The organism is Fibrobacter sp. UWB7 (assembly GCF_900142945.1).
Lineage (GTDB): Bacteria > Fibrobacterota > Fibrobacteria > Fibrobacterales > Fibrobacteraceae > Fibrobacter.
Genome location: NZ_FRCO01000001.1, coordinates 1,077,500 through 1,096,521, shown reverse-complemented (window position 1 = coordinate 1,096,521; position 19,022 = coordinate 1,077,500). Strand labels below are relative to the sequence as shown.

The 19,022-nt window shown below is 50.1% G+C and carries 18 protein-coding genes; 16 read left to right on the top strand and 2 right to left on the bottom strand.

Going from position 1 to position 19,022, the window contains the following annotated elements; genetic code table 11:
• Positions 1-53: 53 nt before the first annotated feature.
• The 8 genes from BUC30_RS04535 to BUC30_RS04500 all read left to right on the top strand — a co-directional run bounded on the left by BUC30_RS04535 (position 54) and on the right by BUC30_RS04500 (position 8,734).
• Positions 54-809 (top strand): phosphoglycerol geranylgeranyltransferase, encoded by a 756-nt coding sequence (locus BUC30_RS04535; protein ID WP_073423722.1) that lies wholly within the window; start codon positions 54-56, stop codon positions 807-809.
• A 255-nt stretch (positions 810-1,064) separates the two neighbouring features.
• A complete protein-coding gene (locus BUC30_RS04530) occupies positions 1,065-1,589 on the top strand; it encodes an FISUMP domain-containing protein (protein ID WP_073423721.1) in 525 nt (174 codons plus the stop codon).
• A 210-nt stretch (positions 1,590-1,799) separates the two neighbouring features.
• Complete coding sequence (locus BUC30_RS04525) at positions 1,800-2,120, top strand: hypothetical protein (RefSeq protein WP_073423720.1); 321 nt, start codon at positions 1,800-1,802, stop codon at positions 2,118-2,120.
• A 20-nt stretch (positions 2,121-2,140) separates the two neighbouring features.
• The gene (locus BUC30_RS04520) at positions 2,141-3,052 is read left to right on the top strand and encodes an ABC transporter ATP-binding protein (protein WP_073423719.1); all 912 of its coding nucleotides are present in this window, start codon (positions 2,141-2,143) and stop codon (positions 3,050-3,052) included.
• A complete protein-coding gene (locus BUC30_RS04515) occupies positions 3,039-3,842 on the top strand; it encodes an ABC transporter permease (protein ID WP_073423929.1) in 804 nt (267 codons plus the stop codon). Before BUC30_RS04520 ends, BUC30_RS04515 begins: the two co-directional genes overlap by 14 nt.
• 11 nt (positions 3,843-3,853) lie before the next feature.
• A complete protein-coding gene (locus tag BUC30_RS04510; protein WP_170861498.1) occupies positions 3,854-5,485 on the top strand; it encodes a type IV pilus twitching motility protein PilT in 1,632 nt (543 codons plus the stop codon).
• 11 nt (positions 5,486-5,496) lie between these two features.
• On the top strand, positions 5,497-6,504 hold the full coding sequence (locus BUC30_RS04505; RefSeq protein WP_073423717.1) for an ATPase, T2SS/T4P/T4SS family: 1,008 nt from the start codon (positions 5,497-5,499) through the stop codon (positions 6,502-6,504).
• Complete coding sequence (locus BUC30_RS04500) at positions 6,476-8,734, top strand: patatin-like phospholipase family protein (RefSeq protein WP_073423716.1); 2,259 nt, start codon at positions 6,476-6,478, stop codon at positions 8,732-8,734. Before BUC30_RS04505 ends, BUC30_RS04500 begins: the two co-directional genes overlap by 29 nt.
• 95 nt (positions 8,735-8,829) lie before the next feature.
• On the opposite strand, the gene mltG is transcribed toward BUC30_RS04500, so the two are convergent.
• The gene (gene mltG, locus BUC30_RS04495; protein WP_244536479.1) at positions 8,830-9,843 is read right to left on the bottom strand and encodes an endolytic transglycosylase MltG; all 1,014 of its coding nucleotides are present in this window, start codon (positions 9,841-9,843) and stop codon (positions 8,830-8,832) included.
• A gap of 102 nt (positions 9,844-9,945) precedes the next feature.
• Here mltG and BUC30_RS04490 point away from each other — a divergent pair, with 102 nt between their 5' ends.
• The 4 genes from BUC30_RS04490 to BUC30_RS04475 all read left to right on the top strand — a co-directional run bounded on the left by BUC30_RS04490 (position 9,946) and on the right by BUC30_RS04475 (position 12,810).
• Positions 9,946-10,383, top strand: coding sequence for a hypothetical protein (locus tag BUC30_RS04490; RefSeq protein WP_244536478.1), 438 nt, complete (start codon positions 9,946-9,948; stop codon positions 10,381-10,383).
• Positions 10,384-10,527: 144 nt separating this feature from the next.
• On the top strand, positions 10,528-11,238 hold the full coding sequence (locus tag BUC30_RS04485; RefSeq protein ID WP_073423713.1) for an AzlC family ABC transporter permease: 711 nt from the start codon (positions 10,528-10,530) through the stop codon (positions 11,236-11,238).
• A complete protein-coding gene (locus tag BUC30_RS04480) occupies positions 11,235-11,558 on the top strand; it encodes an AzlD domain-containing protein (protein WP_083555496.1) in 324 nt (107 codons plus the stop codon). The genes BUC30_RS04485 and BUC30_RS04480 overlap by 4 nt, the downstream gene beginning before the upstream one ends.
• A 148-nt stretch (positions 11,559-11,706) precedes the next feature.
• Entirely contained in the window at positions 11,707-12,810 is a 1,104-nt protein-coding gene (locus BUC30_RS04475; protein WP_073423712.1) for a vWA domain-containing protein, read from the top strand.
• A 162-nt stretch (positions 12,811-12,972) separates the two neighbouring features.
• Here the strand turns inward: BUC30_RS04475 and BUC30_RS04470 are convergent, their stop codons facing one another.
• A complete protein-coding gene (locus tag BUC30_RS04470; protein WP_073423711.1) occupies positions 12,973-14,145 on the bottom strand; it encodes a GGDEF domain-containing protein in 1,173 nt (390 codons plus the stop codon).
• Positions 14,146-14,392: 247 nt separating this feature from the next.
• Between BUC30_RS04470 and BUC30_RS04465 the strand changes: the two genes are divergently transcribed.
• The 4 genes from BUC30_RS04465 (at position 14,393) to BUC30_RS04445 (ending at position 18,980) form a co-directional block, all read left to right on the top strand.
• On the top strand, positions 14,393-15,421 hold the full coding sequence (locus BUC30_RS04465; RefSeq protein WP_073423710.1) for a vWA domain-containing protein: 1,029 nt from the start codon (positions 14,393-14,395) through the stop codon (positions 15,419-15,421).
• A 281-nt stretch (positions 15,422-15,702) separates the two neighbouring features.
• On the top strand, positions 15,703-17,220 hold the full coding sequence (locus BUC30_RS04455; protein ID WP_073423708.1) for a M16 family metallopeptidase: 1,518 nt from the start codon (positions 15,703-15,705) through the stop codon (positions 17,218-17,220).
• 91 nt (positions 17,221-17,311) lie between these two features.
• Positions 17,312-18,331, top strand: coding sequence for a hypothetical protein (locus BUC30_RS04450; protein ID WP_244536477.1), 1,020 nt, complete (start codon positions 17,312-17,314; stop codon positions 18,329-18,331).
• The gene (locus tag BUC30_RS04445; protein ID WP_073423706.1) at positions 18,324-18,980 is read left to right on the top strand and encodes a TrmH family RNA methyltransferase; all 657 of its coding nucleotides are present in this window, start codon (positions 18,324-18,326) and stop codon (positions 18,978-18,980) included. Before BUC30_RS04450 ends, BUC30_RS04445 begins: the two co-directional genes overlap by 8 nt.
• The last annotated feature ends 42 nt before the right edge of the window (positions 18,981-19,022 follow it).

Here is a 19,022-nt window from a genome sequence, read left to right as displayed (position 1 = left end):
GAAATATTGTATCTTTACTCTATCTTGCGCATTATGTGTGAAAAGGAATTGTTATGAAACCTGGTAAGACTGAACTCCGTTTGAATGCTGATATCGAAAAGCGCGGCGCACTTTTTGCGGTGCTCTTGGATCCGGATACTTCGGACGAGGCCGCCTTTGTCAAGGCTGGCACGATGGCTGCAGAAAATGGTGCAGACTTGCTTTTGGTTGGTGGTTCTTACCTCGGCAATTTCACGCTCCCAAAGCAGGTTGCAGCCCTCAAGGCTGCTGTCGACTTGCCGGTGATTCTTTTCCCGGGTGGCGCTTCTCAGGTCGTTCCTGGCTTTGATGCCATGCTTTTTATGACGCTTGTGAGCGGTCGCAATCCGAACTACCTCATTGACGAACAGGTACGTGGTGGCGCTCTCGTGCGTGCGCTCAACATGGAAGCTATCCCGACGGCTTACCAACTCATCAACAGTGGCAAACGCACAACTGTCGAATACATCAGCAACACGATGCCGGTTCCGGCTAACAAGCCGAAACTTAGCATGGTGAACTCCATCGCCGCAGAACTCATGGGCATGCGCTACGTTTACCTTGAAGCAGGCAGCGGTGCAGAAGAACCTGTGCCGGTCGAACACATTGCTTACACTCGCAAGGCAACTGAAATGACGATTATCACTGGTGGTGGAATCAAGGACCCGCAGACTGCGGCCGTCCGCGTTGCCGCAGGCGCCCAGATCATCGTCACAGGCACCCTTTGGGAAAAAGTCAACGACCCGGCCTTACTCAAAGAATTTGCTTCGGCTATACATGTAAAGGGTTAGTGCTGTCATCCTGAGCGAAGTCGAAGGATTTCATGTTTTTTCTCTTTGTCACCCCGGCTGTAATGCCGGGGTCGCCTTTTTATGTAACGATTCAAAAGAATCTTGTTCTTATAAAAAGGCCTTGATCTATAAAAAATAATTATGAATCTAATCGAAAGAAAGTATTAGTCAAAACGGCTAATTCCATCTACATTTGTGCCCGAAAAAAAGAGCTCTTGAAAAAGTCAAAAAAACAATCTTAAGGAGATTGAACATATGAAGTTCAAGTTCGTTGCCGTATTGGCTCTTTTTGTAACCGCAATTGCATTTACTGCATGCGAAAAAGTCGAAAACTGCCATTACGATGAATCCGCCAAGACGCTCAAATGCCAAGGCCAGACCTATTCCACCGTCGAAACGGGTGGCCGCGTGTGGATGGCTGAAAACGCCAACCTTCTGAATTTTGATTCCAGTTACTGCTACGGCAATAACCTCGACAACTGCAAAAAGTATGGCCGCCTCTATGACTGGAAATCCGCCAATGACGCATGCCCCACAGGCTGGGAACTCCCGAAACAGGCAGACTTTGAAAAGGCTGACCTCAAGGCGCTCAACATTGGCAAGGATGGCTTCCGCTATTACGATGGCAAGTTTGCCGACGAAAACGTGAGTGCAAGCTTCTGGACTGCTGATGCATTCGACGAATCCCGCGCCGTGATGGTCCGCGTACAGGACAAAGTAACGTACGAACATTACAACAAGACCATCGCCGCCTCCGTCCGTTGCGTCAAGGCGAAATAACTACAGCGCCCGCAATGCGCTAAAACACAATCCTCTTAGCTGAATCATAACAAGAAGGTCCTGTGGCATCCCGCCGCAAGGCCTTTTTTGCGTGTATTTCGCTTAAAATCGCACGATATTCGCGATTTAGCTCGCCTTTTTCATCTATAAATACATATATTCAAAATGTGAATGCCGTGCGGGTTGTACGGCGTTGTTTAGAGGTTTGCAATGCAAAAAATAGTGATTGTCACTCATGTGCTTAGGGCGCTCGGTTTTATCTTGGTGCTGCTTTCGCTTTTTGGTCACGAGATTATTTTGAACATTTTCCCCGGTCTTGAGGGCAGATCTATCAACCCGATTTTCTATTCGGGCATTGTCGTGTATTTGGTCGGTGCCGTCATTTACTTTTTCATCAACAAGAAAGAGAAGGCGGACCGTCGCCGTCGAGAAATAGAAGAATCCTACAAGGCGGCTGGTCTCGGTGATTCCGATGATGATGCGTCTAGCGAAGATGCAACTAGCGATTCCGACGAAAATTCTAACAAGTGATTGCGTGTATGAGTGATTTGATGATTGAAATTGAACACCTGCACAAGACGTACCGCAGTGGCTTTACGATGAAGCCGAAGCTTGCGCTCAAGGACGTGAGCTTCAAAGTCGAAGCGGGCAAGGTGTATGGATTTATTGGGCCTAACGGCGCTGGCAAGTCTACAACGATTAAGGTTTTGACGGGGCTTTTGAATTTTGATTCGGGCAAGGTGCTTGTGAACGGCATCAGCCCGCGTGATGTGAAGAGCCGTCAGTATATTGGTTATTCTCCGGAACAGCCGTATTTTTACGATTACCTCTCGGGTCGTGAACTTTTGCGTTTTTACGGAAAGCTCGTGGGCCTCAAGGGTGCGGAACTCGAATCCCGCATTGGCTGGGCGCTTGAACTTTTGCACGCGAACAAGGACTGGATCGACCGCCGCTTGCGTTCGTATTCCAAAGGCATGATGCAGCGCGTCGGCATTGCACAGGCGATTCTTGGAAAGCCGAAGCTTTTGATTCTCGACGAACCGATGAGCGGTCTTGACCCGATGGGGCGCCGTGACGTGCGCGAGGCTATCCAGCAGCTCAACCGCGATGGTGTGACGATTTTCTATTCGAGCCATTTATTGAGCGACGTGGAAAGCATCAGCCACCGCGTGGCGATGATTGTCGATGGCAAGATTGTCCGCGAAGGAACTGTCGATGAAATCACGGAATCCTGCGGTGTGGAATATCATGTGCGGACGCGCCAGGCTATTTTGGAAGCGGACTTGCCTCGCGGTGTTTCTGCAACGGGTCACCCGCAAGAATACATCTGCGCCGACGATGTCGCCCGCGACCGTTTGCTCGGCTTCTGCCTCTCGAACGGGATTGCCGTAGAAAAGATGGACCACAAGCGTCCGAGTCTCGAAGATATTTTGACGGAGGAAATTGCCCGTGCAGACGCTTAAGCATATCGGCATTATTGCCCTCAATACGTTCCGCGAATCCATTCGCGACAAGATTCTTTATAACATTGGCTTTTTGGCGATTGCACTTACGCTTTTTAGCATTGTGCTTGGCGAGTGGTCGGTGTTTGACCGCGCTTACGTCATCAAGTCCACGACGCTTTCGGTGATGAGCCTTTCGGGCCTTTTGATTTCCATCTTCGTGGGCATTAGCCTTGTGCAAAAGGAAATCCAGCGGCGCACGGTGCTCACGCTTTTGTCAAAGCCCATCAGCCGTGCCGCTTTTATCGTGGGCAAGTACTTTGGGCTTTTGGCGGTTGTCGCTGTGCATCTCGTGCTCCTCACGGGAATCTATTATGCGATTCTGTGGATTACAAATTCTAGCCCGACGGTGAGCCTCCTGACGGCAATCTATCTCATCTTCTGCGAGATGGCGGTCGTAATTGCGGTCGCACTCCTATTCAGCAGCTTCAGTAGCACGGTGCTCTCGGCTCTCTTTACGCTTGGCGTCTATTTTGCGGGTCACTTGAGCGACCAACTCTTGGAACAGGTCAGGTTTGCAAGCCGCATGGGCGAATTGCAGGGCGCCTCTTCTGCCATTCTTGAAAAGGCGGCGGTCGTGATTCACGCTGTTTTCCCTGGACTTTATCGCTTTAACGTGACGAACTATGTGGTGCATGGTGTGGCACTCCCGGACATGTATGTGTTCTGGAACAGTGTGTATGCACTCGGTTATATCGGTGTGTTTTTGGCCATCGCAAGTTGGTGGTTTAGTCGGAGGGATTTCTTATGAGGAATCAGTACATGGCAAAGGTTCTTGTGCACAACAAGGTTGTGTCCGAGGACCAGGTCAAGGCTCACTGGGGCGAAATCTCCGACTCGATGGATATCGGTCAGGTTCTTGTTCGTGCGGGAATCTTGAAACAGTCCATGTACGATAAGGTTCTCGCATTTGTGAAGAACCTCGAAGCGAAAAGCGCGAAGCCTGCTGAAAAGCCTGTTGAAAAGCCCGCGGCACCTGCGTCTGCCGCAGCTCCCGCGCATTCCGCATCTGCGCCAGCGCAACCTTCGTCTCCGACGCATTCTGCGCCTCCTGTGCAGCCCGCTCCAGCAGTTTCTGCCGCGCCTGCTCCGCAGCCGGCGGAAGAACCAGCCATAAAGATTGAAGGCAACAGCAGCCTTTACGGTGAAGCCTCTTCTTCGACGGTCGTTATCGAAAAGGTCGAAGGTCTCGAAACGACGAGCATGGCAAGCGTGCAGGTTCCGGTCGAAAGCGAAACGCCCGCCGAAGAAACTGCGACCGAAGAACTTCCGTCGCAGTTCGCCGTTGCTACCGGCGAAGGCGAAGCTGTCGAATCTCCTGATGTTTTGCACCCGATTACACCGCTTGCAAAAATTATTGCTTACGCTCGCAAGTTTAACGTCACGGACGTTTACCTTTACGCCGACCGCCAGATTACCATGCGCCAGTCCGGCAAGCTCTTTATTGCGTCTGAGAAAGTGCTTGAAAAAACGCACTTGATGGACCGCCTGACCGAAGCCGCTGAAGGCTTTGCAGACGGCTACAAGATTGTGGTCGGTCGCAATTTCAGTAAGACAATGGGCCTCCCCGGTGCCGGTCGTGCCCGCATTTCTGTGACGTGGAACGATGTCACGCCGAGCATTTCTATCCGCATCATTCCGATGGAATCGGCTGCACTTGAAAATCTTTACTTGCCCGAATTCAGCATGCAGTTTGCGACGCTCAATAGCGGGCTTGTGCTCATTGCGGGCCCGTCGTCGAGCGGCCGCTCCACGACGATGACCGCCTTTGCCGAGTGCATTGCTGCGAATCGTCAGGTGTTCATCCAGACTGTCGAAAAGCCGATTGAACGCTTGCTCCAGAATCCGAACGGCTCCATTGCCCAACGCGAAGTGGGTTTGCATGTGCGCTCCGGTGCCGCAGGCATCGAACTCGCCATCCGCACCGGCGCCGATGTGATTCTCTTTGACCATCTCGAAACGATGGAAGAACTTTCCCTGCTCATGCAGGCTTCGAACGCGGGTGCTCTCGTGTTTGCTGTCGCAAGCGGCAATAATATCAACGCGCTTCTTTCGCGCCTCCTCATGTCCGTGCCGAGCGAGAACCGAGCCGCCTTTGCGTGCTCTCTTGCTGAACAGCTCAAGGGCGTTATCGTGCAGCACTTGATTCCTGCAGTGCAAAATCAGGGACTTGTGCTGGCGACTGAAGCAATGAAGGTCACGTCGACGATTGCGGGCATGATCCGCAAGTGCGATGTGTCGCAGATTCTGTCTGCGATTAGCAACCAGAAAGATCAAGGCATTACGCTCGACGATTCTTTGCAGATGTGCGTAGAATCCGGTTACATCGAAGGCAATGAAGCCTGGAAACGTGCAAACGACAGCCGCCGTTTTGCGTCTTACCGCAAGGTTTAGCGAGGTTCATCATGGCATCAGAAATTGAATCTCTTTTGGAATACGCCTTGAATATCGGGGCGAGCGAATTGATTGTGACCGAGGGAGCTCCTTCGGCGGTCCGCTTTGCAGGCCGCGTCTGTGCGGTCCCCGAATCTACAGCACTCCCGTTTGGTTCTCTGCTTGAGTTTTTAGGCGCGCTCGATGGCGAGTCGGGTACGTTTGTCGGTGGCCCTTGGGTGAACTCCAAGTGGCGCGTAAAGTACTTCCGCGAAGCGCTTGGCAATGCGGCAATTTTCCGCCCGCTCATGGCCGAATGCCCGGAATTTACAGCGCTTGGCGCACCCGCCTCGCTTGATAGCTTGCTCGGTCTCAGTTCCGGTCTCGTGATTTTTGCAGGGCCAGCGTGCTCTGGAAAAACGGTCTCGGCGACGTCTTATGTTTCGGCTTTGTGTAGTTCTGGCATTTTGCGGTTCTGCGATTTGGATGAAAGCCGTGAACTGCCTGTGAAAACGGGTGAAAGCTTAAAGCTTGTGAATACGGTCGGCTCGACCTCCGAAAAGCTGGAACAGGGCCTCCGTAGCGGAACGGACCTTTTCTGGCTTGGCGATTTTGACGGCTCGTCGTTGATTTCCATTTTGCGTGCCGCAGAATCGGGCGCCTTGGTGGTCATGAACGTGACGGCGGGTAACGCCGTTGGCGTTGTCGATGCTCTCCTTTCCGCTGCCACTCCCGAAAATCGAGACCTTGTCCGTACGATGCTTGCGGCCGCTCTCAAGGCGGTTGTCGTGCAGAGACTCTTGCCCGCAGCTGCAGAAGGTGGTGGAGCCGTTTCTGCTTGGGAAATCCTTTTTAACACGCAAAACGTGGCTGCTTACATTCGCAGCGGTGAACAGTTCAAACTTCCGTCCGTGATGGCGTCCTCTGCTTCCGAAGGCATGCTTTTGATGGATGATTGCTTGGCGGAACTGGTTCGCTCTAACTATGTGACAGCCGCAGAGGCAGGTCGGTATGTTTCCAACCCCGCTCGGCTGGCTTAAAAAAACGCTCCTTTTGACGGCGGCGATCGCCTCTGTTTACGTGGCGCCTGTAGAGGCGGCACATTCCGCTGATGAAACGCTTTTGAGCGCTATGCAGCTTGTTCCCGATTCGCTGCAGGCCAAGAAGACCAAGTCTGTGCTTTATCTCGGCGGTGGCGAGCGTTCGCCATGGTTCCATTTGGGCGCTTTGTACGCTTTGGAAGAATACAAGATTCCCGTGGATTCCATTGTCGCCACTTCGTGGGGCGCCTGGATGGGTGCACTTTGGTCGCTCGGTGTCTCGATTGACGATATCCAGCGCTTGATGATGGATTCTACGATCGCCGAATTTGTTGGCGTGAATACGATTCATGATAAAACGGAACACGATGCTTTTAGCCTCCCAATTTCTGTGGAGGGGATTCCGTCGCTTCGTCAAAGGTTCTCGTTCTATGCGGATACGGCAGGGAATGTCTATCGCAGCATGCATGCGCTTGTGCCCGATACCGCCTCTATTGAGCGCTCTCTTTCGCGCCTTCGCTTTGAAGAATCATTATACCGCCAGCGTGGTACTTACCGTATTCCCTTTACGCTTTCCACTTGCGATAGCCTCATTGAAAATCCGTCATACGCTGATATCGTAGCATCGCTTCCGATTGCAGGGAACGAAAAGTCTGGTGAACTTTGTCCGTACCTTGCACTTCCGTTGTCCAAGAATCCGCAAGAGGCATCGCTGATTGTTGTTTCCGACCCGGTGCGTTTTGAACTTGATGGAAACGTGGAAACGCGAACGCTTAAGAAGAACATCTTGTCGAAGTTGGTCGATCAGGGCATTTTTGTGAGGCCGCATTCTATTCGGGATACATCCCGCAAGTCCATGATTCAGGCTGGCTTCACGGCGGTGGAACATGGTCTGCGTGAAATCATCCCTGTGGTCGATGGGCGTCGCGAATATTCCGAAAAGCAAAAGTCCGATGCGTGGTTTGAATTTAACCCGGTTTTTGATAGTCTTTCGGCGGAGCTCCATTCGTCTGTGGCGTCTTATTGGAATCCCAAAGATACGGGTTTTGTGGCTCCGAAAAATTTTGCCTATGCCATTGCCTCTAAAGTGCCGTATGACACCGTTTCGTTCAATATGCAGCCCGATGGGGACTTGCTGATTGATGTGGGCGTGCATCCGACTGTCGATGTGGCGGCTGGCGGCTTTGGCTCTAACGTGATTGGTGCAAATGCCTATGGTGAGATTTCTCTGAATTACGTGAACCAGATGGAAATAAATTTGAAGTTGGCAGGCTTTTACGGCATGTCTTCTTATGGATTCCGTCCGCGTTTGGAATTGTCGAATTTGATCAGTCACCGTTGGAAGTTCAGCTTTGGTTATGACTTGATGGATTTGCGCTTTTTGAAGACTTTCGAAAAAGACAATATCCCTGAAGAAAATCGCATTGAATACGAAAAGCGCAATGACCTTTTTTTGTCGGCAAGGTATGCATTCGACGATATGCAATCCGTTGAGGTCAAGTTCCTGTTTGGCAATCGCGAATTCGAACTTGCCCCAAGTGCTGTGCCAGAAGTCGATTTCTTTGATGATGAATATGTCAACACAAGCAGCAATTATGAGACGACTCCTGTAACGCAGAGCGTTCACTATTCCTTGTTGAGTGGCGTCGATGACGACTGGTTTGCGTCTAAGGGCTTTGCTGCAAATGCTTATTTGGGCTTGAACTTGATTGGTGTCGGGTTCCACCAGAGAGGTCCGATTTACGGCACTTATTCTTTTGACGGTCGGTATTCCTATTCTCCGACATCGAATACTTCTGTAACGGTTGGTGCGGCGATGGGCTTTGATGCTTACCGCGATGGACATTTTAAGTTCCCGAAGAACTTTGATAATACGGCTATGGAAGACCGTTATCGCCTGCATGTGGCGGCAACGCCGTGGTCCGAGGATTGGCAGGACCCTGAGCTTGCAACGCATGGCTATGCGATGCTTCGTCTAAATGGTGGCGTACACCGTTACGGTTTTGGAGCTTGGCTTTCGTTCGCCTATATCCATGATTTCGAAGACAAGGCGACTGCAAAGCTGAATTCTAATAAGTTTGTTTTTGAACCGGCGCTCCGCTATAAGTATCGTTCATTTACGGTTTATGCTGGGTTAAACCGTATTGTGGATACGGACAATTTTAGCGATGTCAAACGCTTTAAAGAATACCGATACTTTATACGAATCGGTGATTACAATCTTTTTTAGACGAAAGAACGTCCGCTAAAGCGGACGGCAGACGAGAGACTAGAGAGGGATGATTTATGATTTCTTTATTCTCTCGTCTTTCGTCTCTCGTCTAATTATTTTTTCTCGCCGCGGTTCTTAGCGGCGACATCTTTATACTTGTTGTGGTCGGCGAGGTTCGTGCTAAAGAAATGCGTGTGCGAACCGTCGTCTTTTGCAACAAAGTAAAGTGCTTCGGTCTTGTCGGGGAAGAGCGTTGCTTCGATTGCCTTGCGTCCCGGATTGGAAATCGGTCCCGGCATGAGTCCCGGGAATTTGCGGGTGTTGTAGGGGCTGTCGCTATTCAACTGGCTCTTGTAGATAGGTCCGGTCAAGTTTTTGAAGATGAACCGCACGGTCGGGTCTGCTCCGAGAGGCATGCCGATGCGGAGCCTGTTATGGAAAACTCCAGCGATGAGCGGACGTTCATCCGGGATGCCCGTTTCTTCTTCGACCACGCTGGCGAGCGTCAACACGCGGTGCCAGTTGCCAAGCGTTTCCCACTTGGAGCCTTTACGCTGTTTCATTTCGTCGCGGACTTTGAAGTTGGCGGCGACCATCTGTCGCAGTATGGACTCTTCGTCGGAGTTGATGGCAAACGGGTAGGTGTCCGGCAAGAGGTAGCCTTCAAGCGAGTTCCCTTCGATGCCGAGCGAGTGGGCGAACTTCGGGTCCTGGACTAGTTTGTTCCAACGGGAGGTGTCGAGGTTCGGGAAGCTCTTTTTGATGTAGGCGGGGATCTCCCAGGAGGCTCTACCTTCGGGGATGGTCACCTTGCGGACGGCGCTTTTGCCACTTTGAAACAGTTCGGCGAGTTCATCGAGCGTCTGGTGGGCGGGGACCTCGTACCAGCCTGCTTTGAGGGACGGTTTGTTAATTTTGCACCACAAAGTGTACGCCAGGTCGTCTGTCCAGACCCCTTTTTCTTGTAAAATTTGTAAAACTTTTGTTGGGGAACTGCCCTTTGGAATCTCCAAAATGACGGTATTTTCGTTGAGTGAAACGGCGCTCAACCGTTGATTTACGTGGAAATACGCGAAACCGGCGGTTAGAACGAGGATAATAGCGATAATTGAAAAAATCTTCTTCATTGCGTAAAAATTTAAAAGAAAATGCAACGGATTGGCAAAATAAAAGGTATATTCGTATTGCATTGTTGAATATTTCCCTTGTTTTGAGGATTCGCTATGAAAATGATGAAAAAAATTATGTTTGTCGCCTTCGCTTTGTTGGTTGCCTCTTCCTTTGCAGCCAAGAAGGTTAAGTCCAAGCTGGGCGATGTGGAACTCACCAAAGAAAAAGATGGTGGCTCCGTTGTTTGCACGGCTAGCTTCAATGACGAAATGACCGTGTTGAAAGAAGGTGATACCGAAGTCCTCGTGAAGGGCGCCTGCGGTCAGGGCTGGGTTCCGAAGTCCAAGGTTGAATACGTTGCCCAGAAGGCTGGCGACAAGTCCATGAAGTTGGAAGACGTGGACATTGTGGGCTGGCTCGATAACCCGAGCGCCGTGTTCGTGTTGGAAAACGACGACATCGACTTCGACGGTGTGAACATCGATCGTGACTTCAAGGAATACTTGCAGCACACGATGGACCGTGAACAGACTGAAATGCGCAACGGCGAAAACTAGTTGTTGAACGTTCAAGAATGTTGGACCCGCGGCTTAACGCTGCGGGCTTTTTTATGCTTTGGGTTTCTTCCTACTAAAATTGCATGTATTTAAATATTTGCATAAATTACCCCAAAGTCTCTTAAAAATGCTATCTTTGCGCCCATGAGTTATTTGAAGGGCTTAAAAGACGGTTCCCCGATTGGGCTTGGTTACTTTGCCGTTTCGTTCTCTTTTGGTATCGCAGGCTCGAAGATCTTTTCGTGGCCGCTTGTGACACTTATATCCATGACGAACTTGACCTCGGCTGGTCAGTTTGCTGGGCTCCAGATCATGGCGGATGCTGCCGGCACGTTTATTGAGATGGCGCTTGCAACGTTTTTTATCAACCTCCGCTATTCGCTGATGGCAATTTCACTTTCCCAGAAGGTTTCGCCGGATTTTGGTACGGTGAAGCGCCTTTTGCTCGCGACGGGCATCACGGACGAGATTTTTGCGGTGGCGATGTCGCAGAAGCGTGTGACGCCGATATACTTCCTTGGGCTTTCGACGCTCCCTTACATTGGCTGGTCGCTTGGAACGTTGGTCGGTGCGATTTGCGGTGAAATTCTCCCGGCAATGGTGACTAATGCCCTTGGCGTTGCGCTTTATGGCATGTTTGTCGCGATTGTTGTACCGCAGATGAAGGTGCATGGCCCAACGGTTTTTGCGGTCGTGATTGCTGTGGCGCTCAGTTGCGCATTCAAGTTCTTCCCGCCGCTGAGCGGCGTGTCAGTCGGTTTTGCAATTATCATTTGCGCACTTGTGGCGTCCTTTATTGCGGCATGGCTCTTCCCGATGCAAAACGTCAATGCAGATGACGAGGTTGCCAAATGAATATCGACATGCAGACCTACCTGATTTACTTGCTCGTGATGGCTGGCGTGACGCTATTCTTGCGTGCGGTACCGTTCATTTTGCTCCGTAAAAAGCTCAAGAGCGTGTTCTGGAGCTCGTTCCTCGCTTACGTGCCCTATACCGTGCTCAGCGCTATGACCGTGCCTGCAATCTTCTTTGCGACGGATAGCCGCTTGACGGGCGCCTGTGCGCTCCTTGCTGCAGTGGTCGCTTCGCTCTTCGGTGGTGGACTCGTGACTGTTGCTGCTGTCTCTTGCCTCACTGTGCTCGGCGTCGACGGACTCATGCTGGTGCTGTAGTTTGACCAATGGCTATTGACCATTGACTAATGACCAGTAACCACACGCCTTTTATTATTTAAAAAATCTCCAAAACACAAGTTTCTACAGCCACTAAATTGTATATTCTTGCGTGTAATTTACCGTTTTTCGTTATTTTGGAGCTGAAATGGATATTGGAGCCCTTCATTTTCAAAATCCCGAAGCCTTTTGGCTGTTGTTGTTTGTTCCGCTGTTGATTGCGCTTTATGTTTACCGCCAGCAGCGTCGCAAGAGTACAATCAAGTTCCCGGCACTAGCGCTTGCAAAGAAGGCTGTGCCGAGCCGTCGTGTGAAGTTTAGGCATATCGTCCCTGCGCTCCGTTTGGCAGCCCTCATTTGCTTTGTGGTGGCACTTGCTCGCCCGCAGAACGCGATGGAAGTCGAATACACTTCGACGGATGGTGTCGATATCATGCTTGCGCTTGACGTCTCGGGGTCTATGGGGACGCTCGACATGCTTACCCGTACCGAACAGGCAAAGCTTGGTGTGATGAACGCCGAACGCATCTTGAAAAAAGGTGAATATTGGAAATACAGCCGCCTTGGTTACGCGCAGGACGTGATTGCCGAATTCATTGGCAAACGCCATAGCGACCGAATAGGGCTTTCGGCTTTTGGCGCTCGTTCGTTTACGCAGTGCCCGCTTACAATGGATTACGGTTCCCTGCTCGAAATCTTGAAGGCTAGTGATGACCTCGCTCGCGATACGCTTGTGAATAACAGGACCGCTATTGGCGATGGCTTGATGAACGCCCTCGCAAGGCTCAAGATGTCCGATGCCAAGTCCCGTGTCGTGATTCTTTTGACCGATGGTCGTGATAACGCTAGTGTCGTCCCGCCGTTGCGTGCCGCCGAAGTGGCGAAGTCCCTGGGTGTGAAGGTCTATACTGTCGGTGTCGGCAAAAAGTCCGGCAAGATCCTTTCGTTCCAGCAGAACCCGTGGACGGGTGAAATCTCCTGGGGCGAACGCGACATTACGCCCGAAGAAGGCATCGACGAAGACGTGCTCAAGGCGATTGCTTCAAAGACGGGTGGTCGTTTCTACCGAGCCGAAAACAAGGCTGAGCTCGAAAAGATTTACTCTGAAATCGATGAACTCGAAAAGACGGAAATCGAAACGATTGCTTACGCCCGCTATGCCGAAAAATTCTACCCGTGGCTTTTGGTCGGGGCGCTCCTTATTCTGCTTGAACTCGTCCTCGCGAACACCAGATTCGTGAGAATCCCGTAGTTTGACATTCACCGCTTCACTCGTCATGGGGCTTGCCCCCATCCAGTAAAGTCTAGTTTCAAGAAATGACTGGATTCTGCTCCTTCGAACCTAAGAATTGTAAAGCAACAAGTTGCTAACAATTCTATATCGTCCTAACGGACTCGGAATGACGTGCTTGTTTTAATCCTTCGGTGCCGGAGTTTCGGGCTTGTAGCAGTTCTTCTTGGCTTCGGCGAAAATCTGAGAAATATTGCTTGTGGAAATGTTTGAAATTTCAGCGTAATGCAGGCTGAACGAAATTTTCCACGTGGTCATCATGTCGGATTGCATGCTGTCGCGGTCGCATTCGCGCACGAGCTTTTGGCAGAATGATTCGATTTCAGAAACTTCATCGCGTTCCATGACAATTGCGAACTGGTTGTCGCCGGTCCTTGCCAAAAAGGCGTTTTGCCCTCTGCATTGGCGCTTGAAGAACGATGCTAAGTCTGCGATGACGCGGTCGGACATTTCGTAACCGAAGTTGCGGATGATATCCTTGAAAAAGTCTACTTCCATGACGAGGATGAACAGGCGCTTGCTTGAATCCTGGTGCTGTGTGATGTACTGGAGATAGTCGATCAGTCGAATCTTGTTGTTCACGCCCGTGAGCGGGTCCGAGGTGATTCTGTACTTCAGCAATGTGACGTAAACGTGCAGGAGCGTGAGTGCGAAAATTGGGTCGGTTAGCGGGATGTTCGGGACAAAATATTGGATAATGCAGGATCCGCTAGGAACTAGAGCGATAAATGAGAGGTAAAAGGCTTCTTTCCGGTTCGTGGAGTTTCTTTGGGCGATGGCGTGCTGGATGCCGAGAACCATGGTGGCGATGATGTAAATGAAGTTCAGCCCGATGAGGAATGGCAAAAGGCGCCTGAACTGGAGCGACGTCGTATGGCAGTCGTTGGTAAATCCGTAAATGCTGATGCCGATGCAGATGAATATGCCGATAATACTCGGAGTCGAAAACAGCGGGAACAGGTGCTTGTAAGAGTAAACGCTTTTGCGGATGCGGAGGAAGATGAAGGAGAACCACAGCTGGGCAAGCAACAACGAAGAACTCAAGCTCAATGCGTACATGACGGCGTAAATGACGCAAATCTTTTGGTTGCTTGTGTATAGGTCGCTTTGCACGTGAACCGAGTACAGCATTTTGGTTACTGTGCTCAACACGATGTAAATGATGGTGTCGATGATGGTAAAGCCGAGAATGCGTTCTTCGAGATGCCTGAGAATACTATCCTTGAACTGCAGCAGTGTAATGATGAGTACCGCAATACAGATGATGTTGATTTCTATCAAGCCTATGTAAGACATTCTCGCAACCTGAACCTTGACTTGAAATATAATTATTTGAAAGCTTTTCGTATGAAGACATTATGAAAAAGAATTTTGAACTTAGTCAATGGTTGTTGGTCAATGGTCGATCGTTTTTAGAATTGCACCGTAGGCATCTGATTAAAGACTAATAACTAATGACTAATGACCGATATTTAACTTTTTCCCTTGCACTTTTGTATATTCTTGGTGCTTGTTGATACAAGATGTTTTACCGGAGTAGATAATGAGATTTGCCGAACCGAACTTTTTGTGGGGCCTTTTTACTCTGCCTCTATTTGCGCTTCTGTTTGTGTATGCTTACCATCGCCGTAAAAAATTGGCGGCACGCTTTGTGTCGCTCCCTATGCTTTCGAAGCTCTCGACGAGCGTTTCGCCGTGGAGGCGCCTGACTAAAGTTTTGCTGTTGCTCCTTGCCATAGCTTTCTTGTTTGTCGCTCTTGCCCGTCCGCAGTGGGGGCGCAAGATGGAACATGTGGAACGCCGTGGTCAGGATCTTGTGCTGTTGCAGGATATTTCGCTTTCGATGCTTGCCGAAGATGTGAAGCCGAACCGCTTGGTGCGTAGCCGTCACGAAATTTCGGCTTTCTTGGAATCGCTTACGGGAGACCGCGTGGGTCTTGTGGCGTTCAGTGGTGAAGCTCAGGTCATGGTGCCTTTGACGCTTGATTACGGTACGGTGCAGATGGTGCTCCGCGAACTGAATCCGGGTTGGCTCATGCCGGGCACGAACCTCGAAAGTGCTATCCGCAAGGGTATGACTTTGTTCAAAAACTCCGGTGGCGCAAGTCAGCATTCCGTGATGATTCTCATGAGCGATGGTGAAGAACTTGAAGCCGCTGCTGTGAATGCAGCAAAAGAAGCTGCAGAACTCGGCATCAAAATTTATACGATTGGTATTGGTTCCCGCGAAGGCGTTCCTATACCGCTCAAAAGCAAGAATGGCAGTAGTGTCTACAAGAAGGACATGCAAGGCAATATCGTGACCACCCGCCTCGAAGAAGGGACGCTTCAGGAGATTGCTAGTGTGACGGGTGCGCTCTACTTCTACGCAAGCCCGGGCGAGTTCCAGTTGCAAAAAGTCTTGACTGAAATTGCAACGCTTGAAAAGAAGGACCAAAGCAGTGACCGCATGGAAAATTACCAGGACCGTTACCAGATTTTCCTTGGACTTGCTGCCCTCCTGTTCTTGATCGAGGCTGTTATTTCGGAACGCGGCCGTCGCCGCAAACAGCTCAATGGAAGATTTAGCTAGTTGTTGGTCAATGGTCGTTGGTCATTAGTTTTTCACAAAAAAGGCCCGGCGCGCTCGCGTCGGGTCTTTTTCATAGGAGGGATTGAAGAAGCCTTCCTGGTGGGGCTTGTGTCTCGACTGGAGAACTGTGCGGAAGCCGGAGGTGGGCTTGCTACGCTTGTTGTGGCCACTAGGAAGGCTCAAGTATTAATATATGTCTATTTACGGAAAGGGGATAGATAAACCTTAAAATAGTTGGTCTATTTTGGAATGTTCCCGATTAGTTTACTATTTTCTACTTGATGAAAACGAATTATATGATTCCTGCCGCTGCTATTGCGGCTTTAGTGGCGATGACGTCTTGTTCCATGATGCCTAAAAAGACATCTCATGTTAAACATGTGCCGGATATGTATGCCGTTGCTGCGGAAAGTTCCAGTTCTTTTGTGCAACCGAGCAATTTGCCTGAGCATTATAGCAAGATTGAATTCCCGGAATATAAGTACGTGGCACCGTATCCCAAAGATTTCCGTGTGCAAATCGCCGAGGGCATTACGGGCTACATTGTGAGCGACAGTTCGCTCCCGCTGGTGGATTTTACGGTCTATTTTGAAGAAAACAACTTGCCACAGGTCCTCAAGGACGAAGCCGCTTTTGAAATGGTGGGATCCATGATCCGTCGTGGTTCTGGTGGCGGAATTTCTCCGCATGTGCTCGAAGACTCTCTGGAATTTGTAAGCGCCTCGATTTCCACGAGCGTTGGTACGTTCCTCTCGGCTTTTGATATCAATTGCCTTTCGAAAGACTTCCCGTCGATGCTTGAACTGGCAAAGAAAGTACTCACGGACCCGTCTTTTGACAAGAATCAGCTTGAAATCGTGAAGGCGAATTATGTTACGGCTTATGAACGCCGTTTTGAAACGCCTGCCAAGGTGCTTTCTGCCCTCAAGTCCAAGGTAAACTACGCTCCGAACCCGAGACTTTGGGATGCCAATTCTGCAGAATACAAGGCAGTGACCGCTGCCGATGTGAAGCGTCTTGCTAAGGGCGTGTTCTCCTCAAAGCGTATCGTCTTTGCTCTTGCCGGTGACGTGGACAAGGAATCTGCGGTAAAGACTCTCAAGAAGTTCTTTGCCGATTGGAAGGTCGAAGCAGCATCTGCAGAAAAACCGAAGCCGGTTCCGCTTACTTTTGCCCGCAAGCCTGGCGTCTATGTGGTCGACAAGGATATCACGCAGGCGAATATCACTATGAACCAGCCGTTCGTGAAGCGTCCGCATCCGGATTATTACCCGACGGCGGTAGCTAGCTTTATCCTTGGCGGTGGTAGCTTTAGCTCCAGACTCATGAACCGCGTCCGTAGCGACGAAGGCCTTGCCTATAGTGTCTATAGCACGGTGGGTAACGACTACCGCGATACCGCTATGACGACAATTGCCCTCCAGACTAAGGTGGAAACGGTGGACTTTGCGATGAAGCTCATCTTTGAAGAAGTGGAAAAGCTAGCAAAGGACGGCCCGACTCCTGAAGAACTTTCTCAGGCGAAAAAGTCCCTGGTTGAAAGCTTGCCGAGCCTCTTTGATTCGCCTTCCTCAACGGCTTCTATCTTTGCAAAGGGCGAATTACTTGGCAAATCGGATAATCATTATTTAGATTATGTGACAGAAATCAATGCTGTGACGGCTGAACAGGTCCAGGCAATGATTGCTAAGTATTTTGATAAGAGCAAGATGACGATTTCGATTGTCGGTCCTGTTGCCATGTTCGATTCCCTGAAACCGTTCACGGTAATTCCTTTGGACAGTCTTGAGTTCCGTTAAACCTTAAAGGGAGGTACTTATGCAGTGTAAGGGTTTGCGATTCTCTTTATTGAGTATGTGCATTGGCTTAGTGCTCGTTTGGGGCACGTCAATGTCTTACGCAACGAAGAGTGTTTCTTCGTCCGAAGTTTCCCGCCGGCAACTTTTGATGAAAACGAAGAACAATGCCGATAACATGCGCTCGTTCTGCTCGGGAATGTATAAGTGCCTTGATATCAAGTACGAAGCCTGTACGGAAACGGATTTGAAGCCGTGGCCCAAGATTGAGTATGATAACGAGTTCTGCGGACCGTACAAGGAAATTGTCAAGCGCGGCTTTTCGACGGACATCAAGGCTCCGATGATGATGGACGTGTTTATGCGTCTCGGTCGCCAGTATAGAGCTATTTACGAAAGCGAGGGTACACTTCCGCTAGAAGTCAATGAAATTACGTTCCTGTTTGACAATATGCCGTTCACGGCAGATTTGATTAACGCTTATCTGAAATCGGATTATACGCTAGAGTATAATAGCTTGAACCGTCGCTATTTTTCGGGCAGTAACGGTCATGGACTTTCGGGGGATTTTTACTGGGCGTTGCAGGACAGTGCGGGGGCAAAGCCCATGCTTCGCAACATGTTCTTTGGATTTGGCTATGCGCAGATTTTGAAGTGGTCTCTTAAGGGAACTGCAATTGCTTATCTGGATATGGACTTGGTGGCACCGAGAAAACTTAAGTACAAACTTACTGCAGTCGTGTTCCCGAGCAATTCTGTTTTGAATTCCATTATGCAGCTGCGTGTTTTCAAGAGTGTCGTGAATTCCAAGATTGACGACGTTGTAAACGATATCAAGAAAGCGGCGTCGATGTACTATGGCGGGAACAGAAAACCGCTGAAGGAAAATGCCAAGTTGCAGACTCCTGAAAATAAGCGCCATATCGCTGAATTTGACAAAGTGGTTGCGGGTGGATCCTGGAAACTTGGCGATGCTGAACGCATAGACCGCTCGAAGATTGAACTTAGCCAGCCCAAGCCTGTCGTAAGGCCGGCTGAACCTAGAGAAAAAACGACTGAACCTGCTGAATTTAAGGCAAATACTTTTATTAAAAAGGATTTAGAAAATGAGTGAACCTAAGGATTTGGAAACTTTGCTTGCACGTGTGACGGAACGTCGTCGTGAATTGTTGACTTCTGTCGTCAACCGCCGTACGCGTCACTTTTGCATGGTGCTCGAAGACCTGTTTGACCCGCATAACATTTCCGCTGTTATCCGTACTGCAGAAGTCTTTGGCCTCCAGGATGTTCACATCATTGAAGAAGACAACGCCTACAGCGTGAACAAGTCCATTTTGAAGGGATCTTACAAGTGGATGAGCCTTTATCTGTACAAGAAGCGCATGCTCTGCATGGAAAAGCTCCGCGAGAAGGGCTACAAAATTGCAGTGGCGAGCACGAATACGACGAACTCTGTGCTTGATCTCGATTTGAGCCAACCGATGGCTTTTTACCTGGGCAGTGAATTCCACGGGAACCACCCGGACACGCTTGCCCATGCGGACTATGAATTCAAGCTCCCGCAGTACGGCATTACGGAATCGATGAACGTCTCTGTTGCTGGTGGCGTACTGATGACGTACCTCGACGTGTTCATGCAGAAGCAGGGCCGTGAAAAGTTTGCATTGCCGCAGGCGGAACGCGACGCCTTGTTGCTCGACTGGCTGGATCGCCATGTGAACGGCATCGAGACGAATAGCCCCATCGTGAGGGTAGAGGGATAATCCTCTTATTTTTCAAGATGCAGCCAATGCCAATCGCAAAAT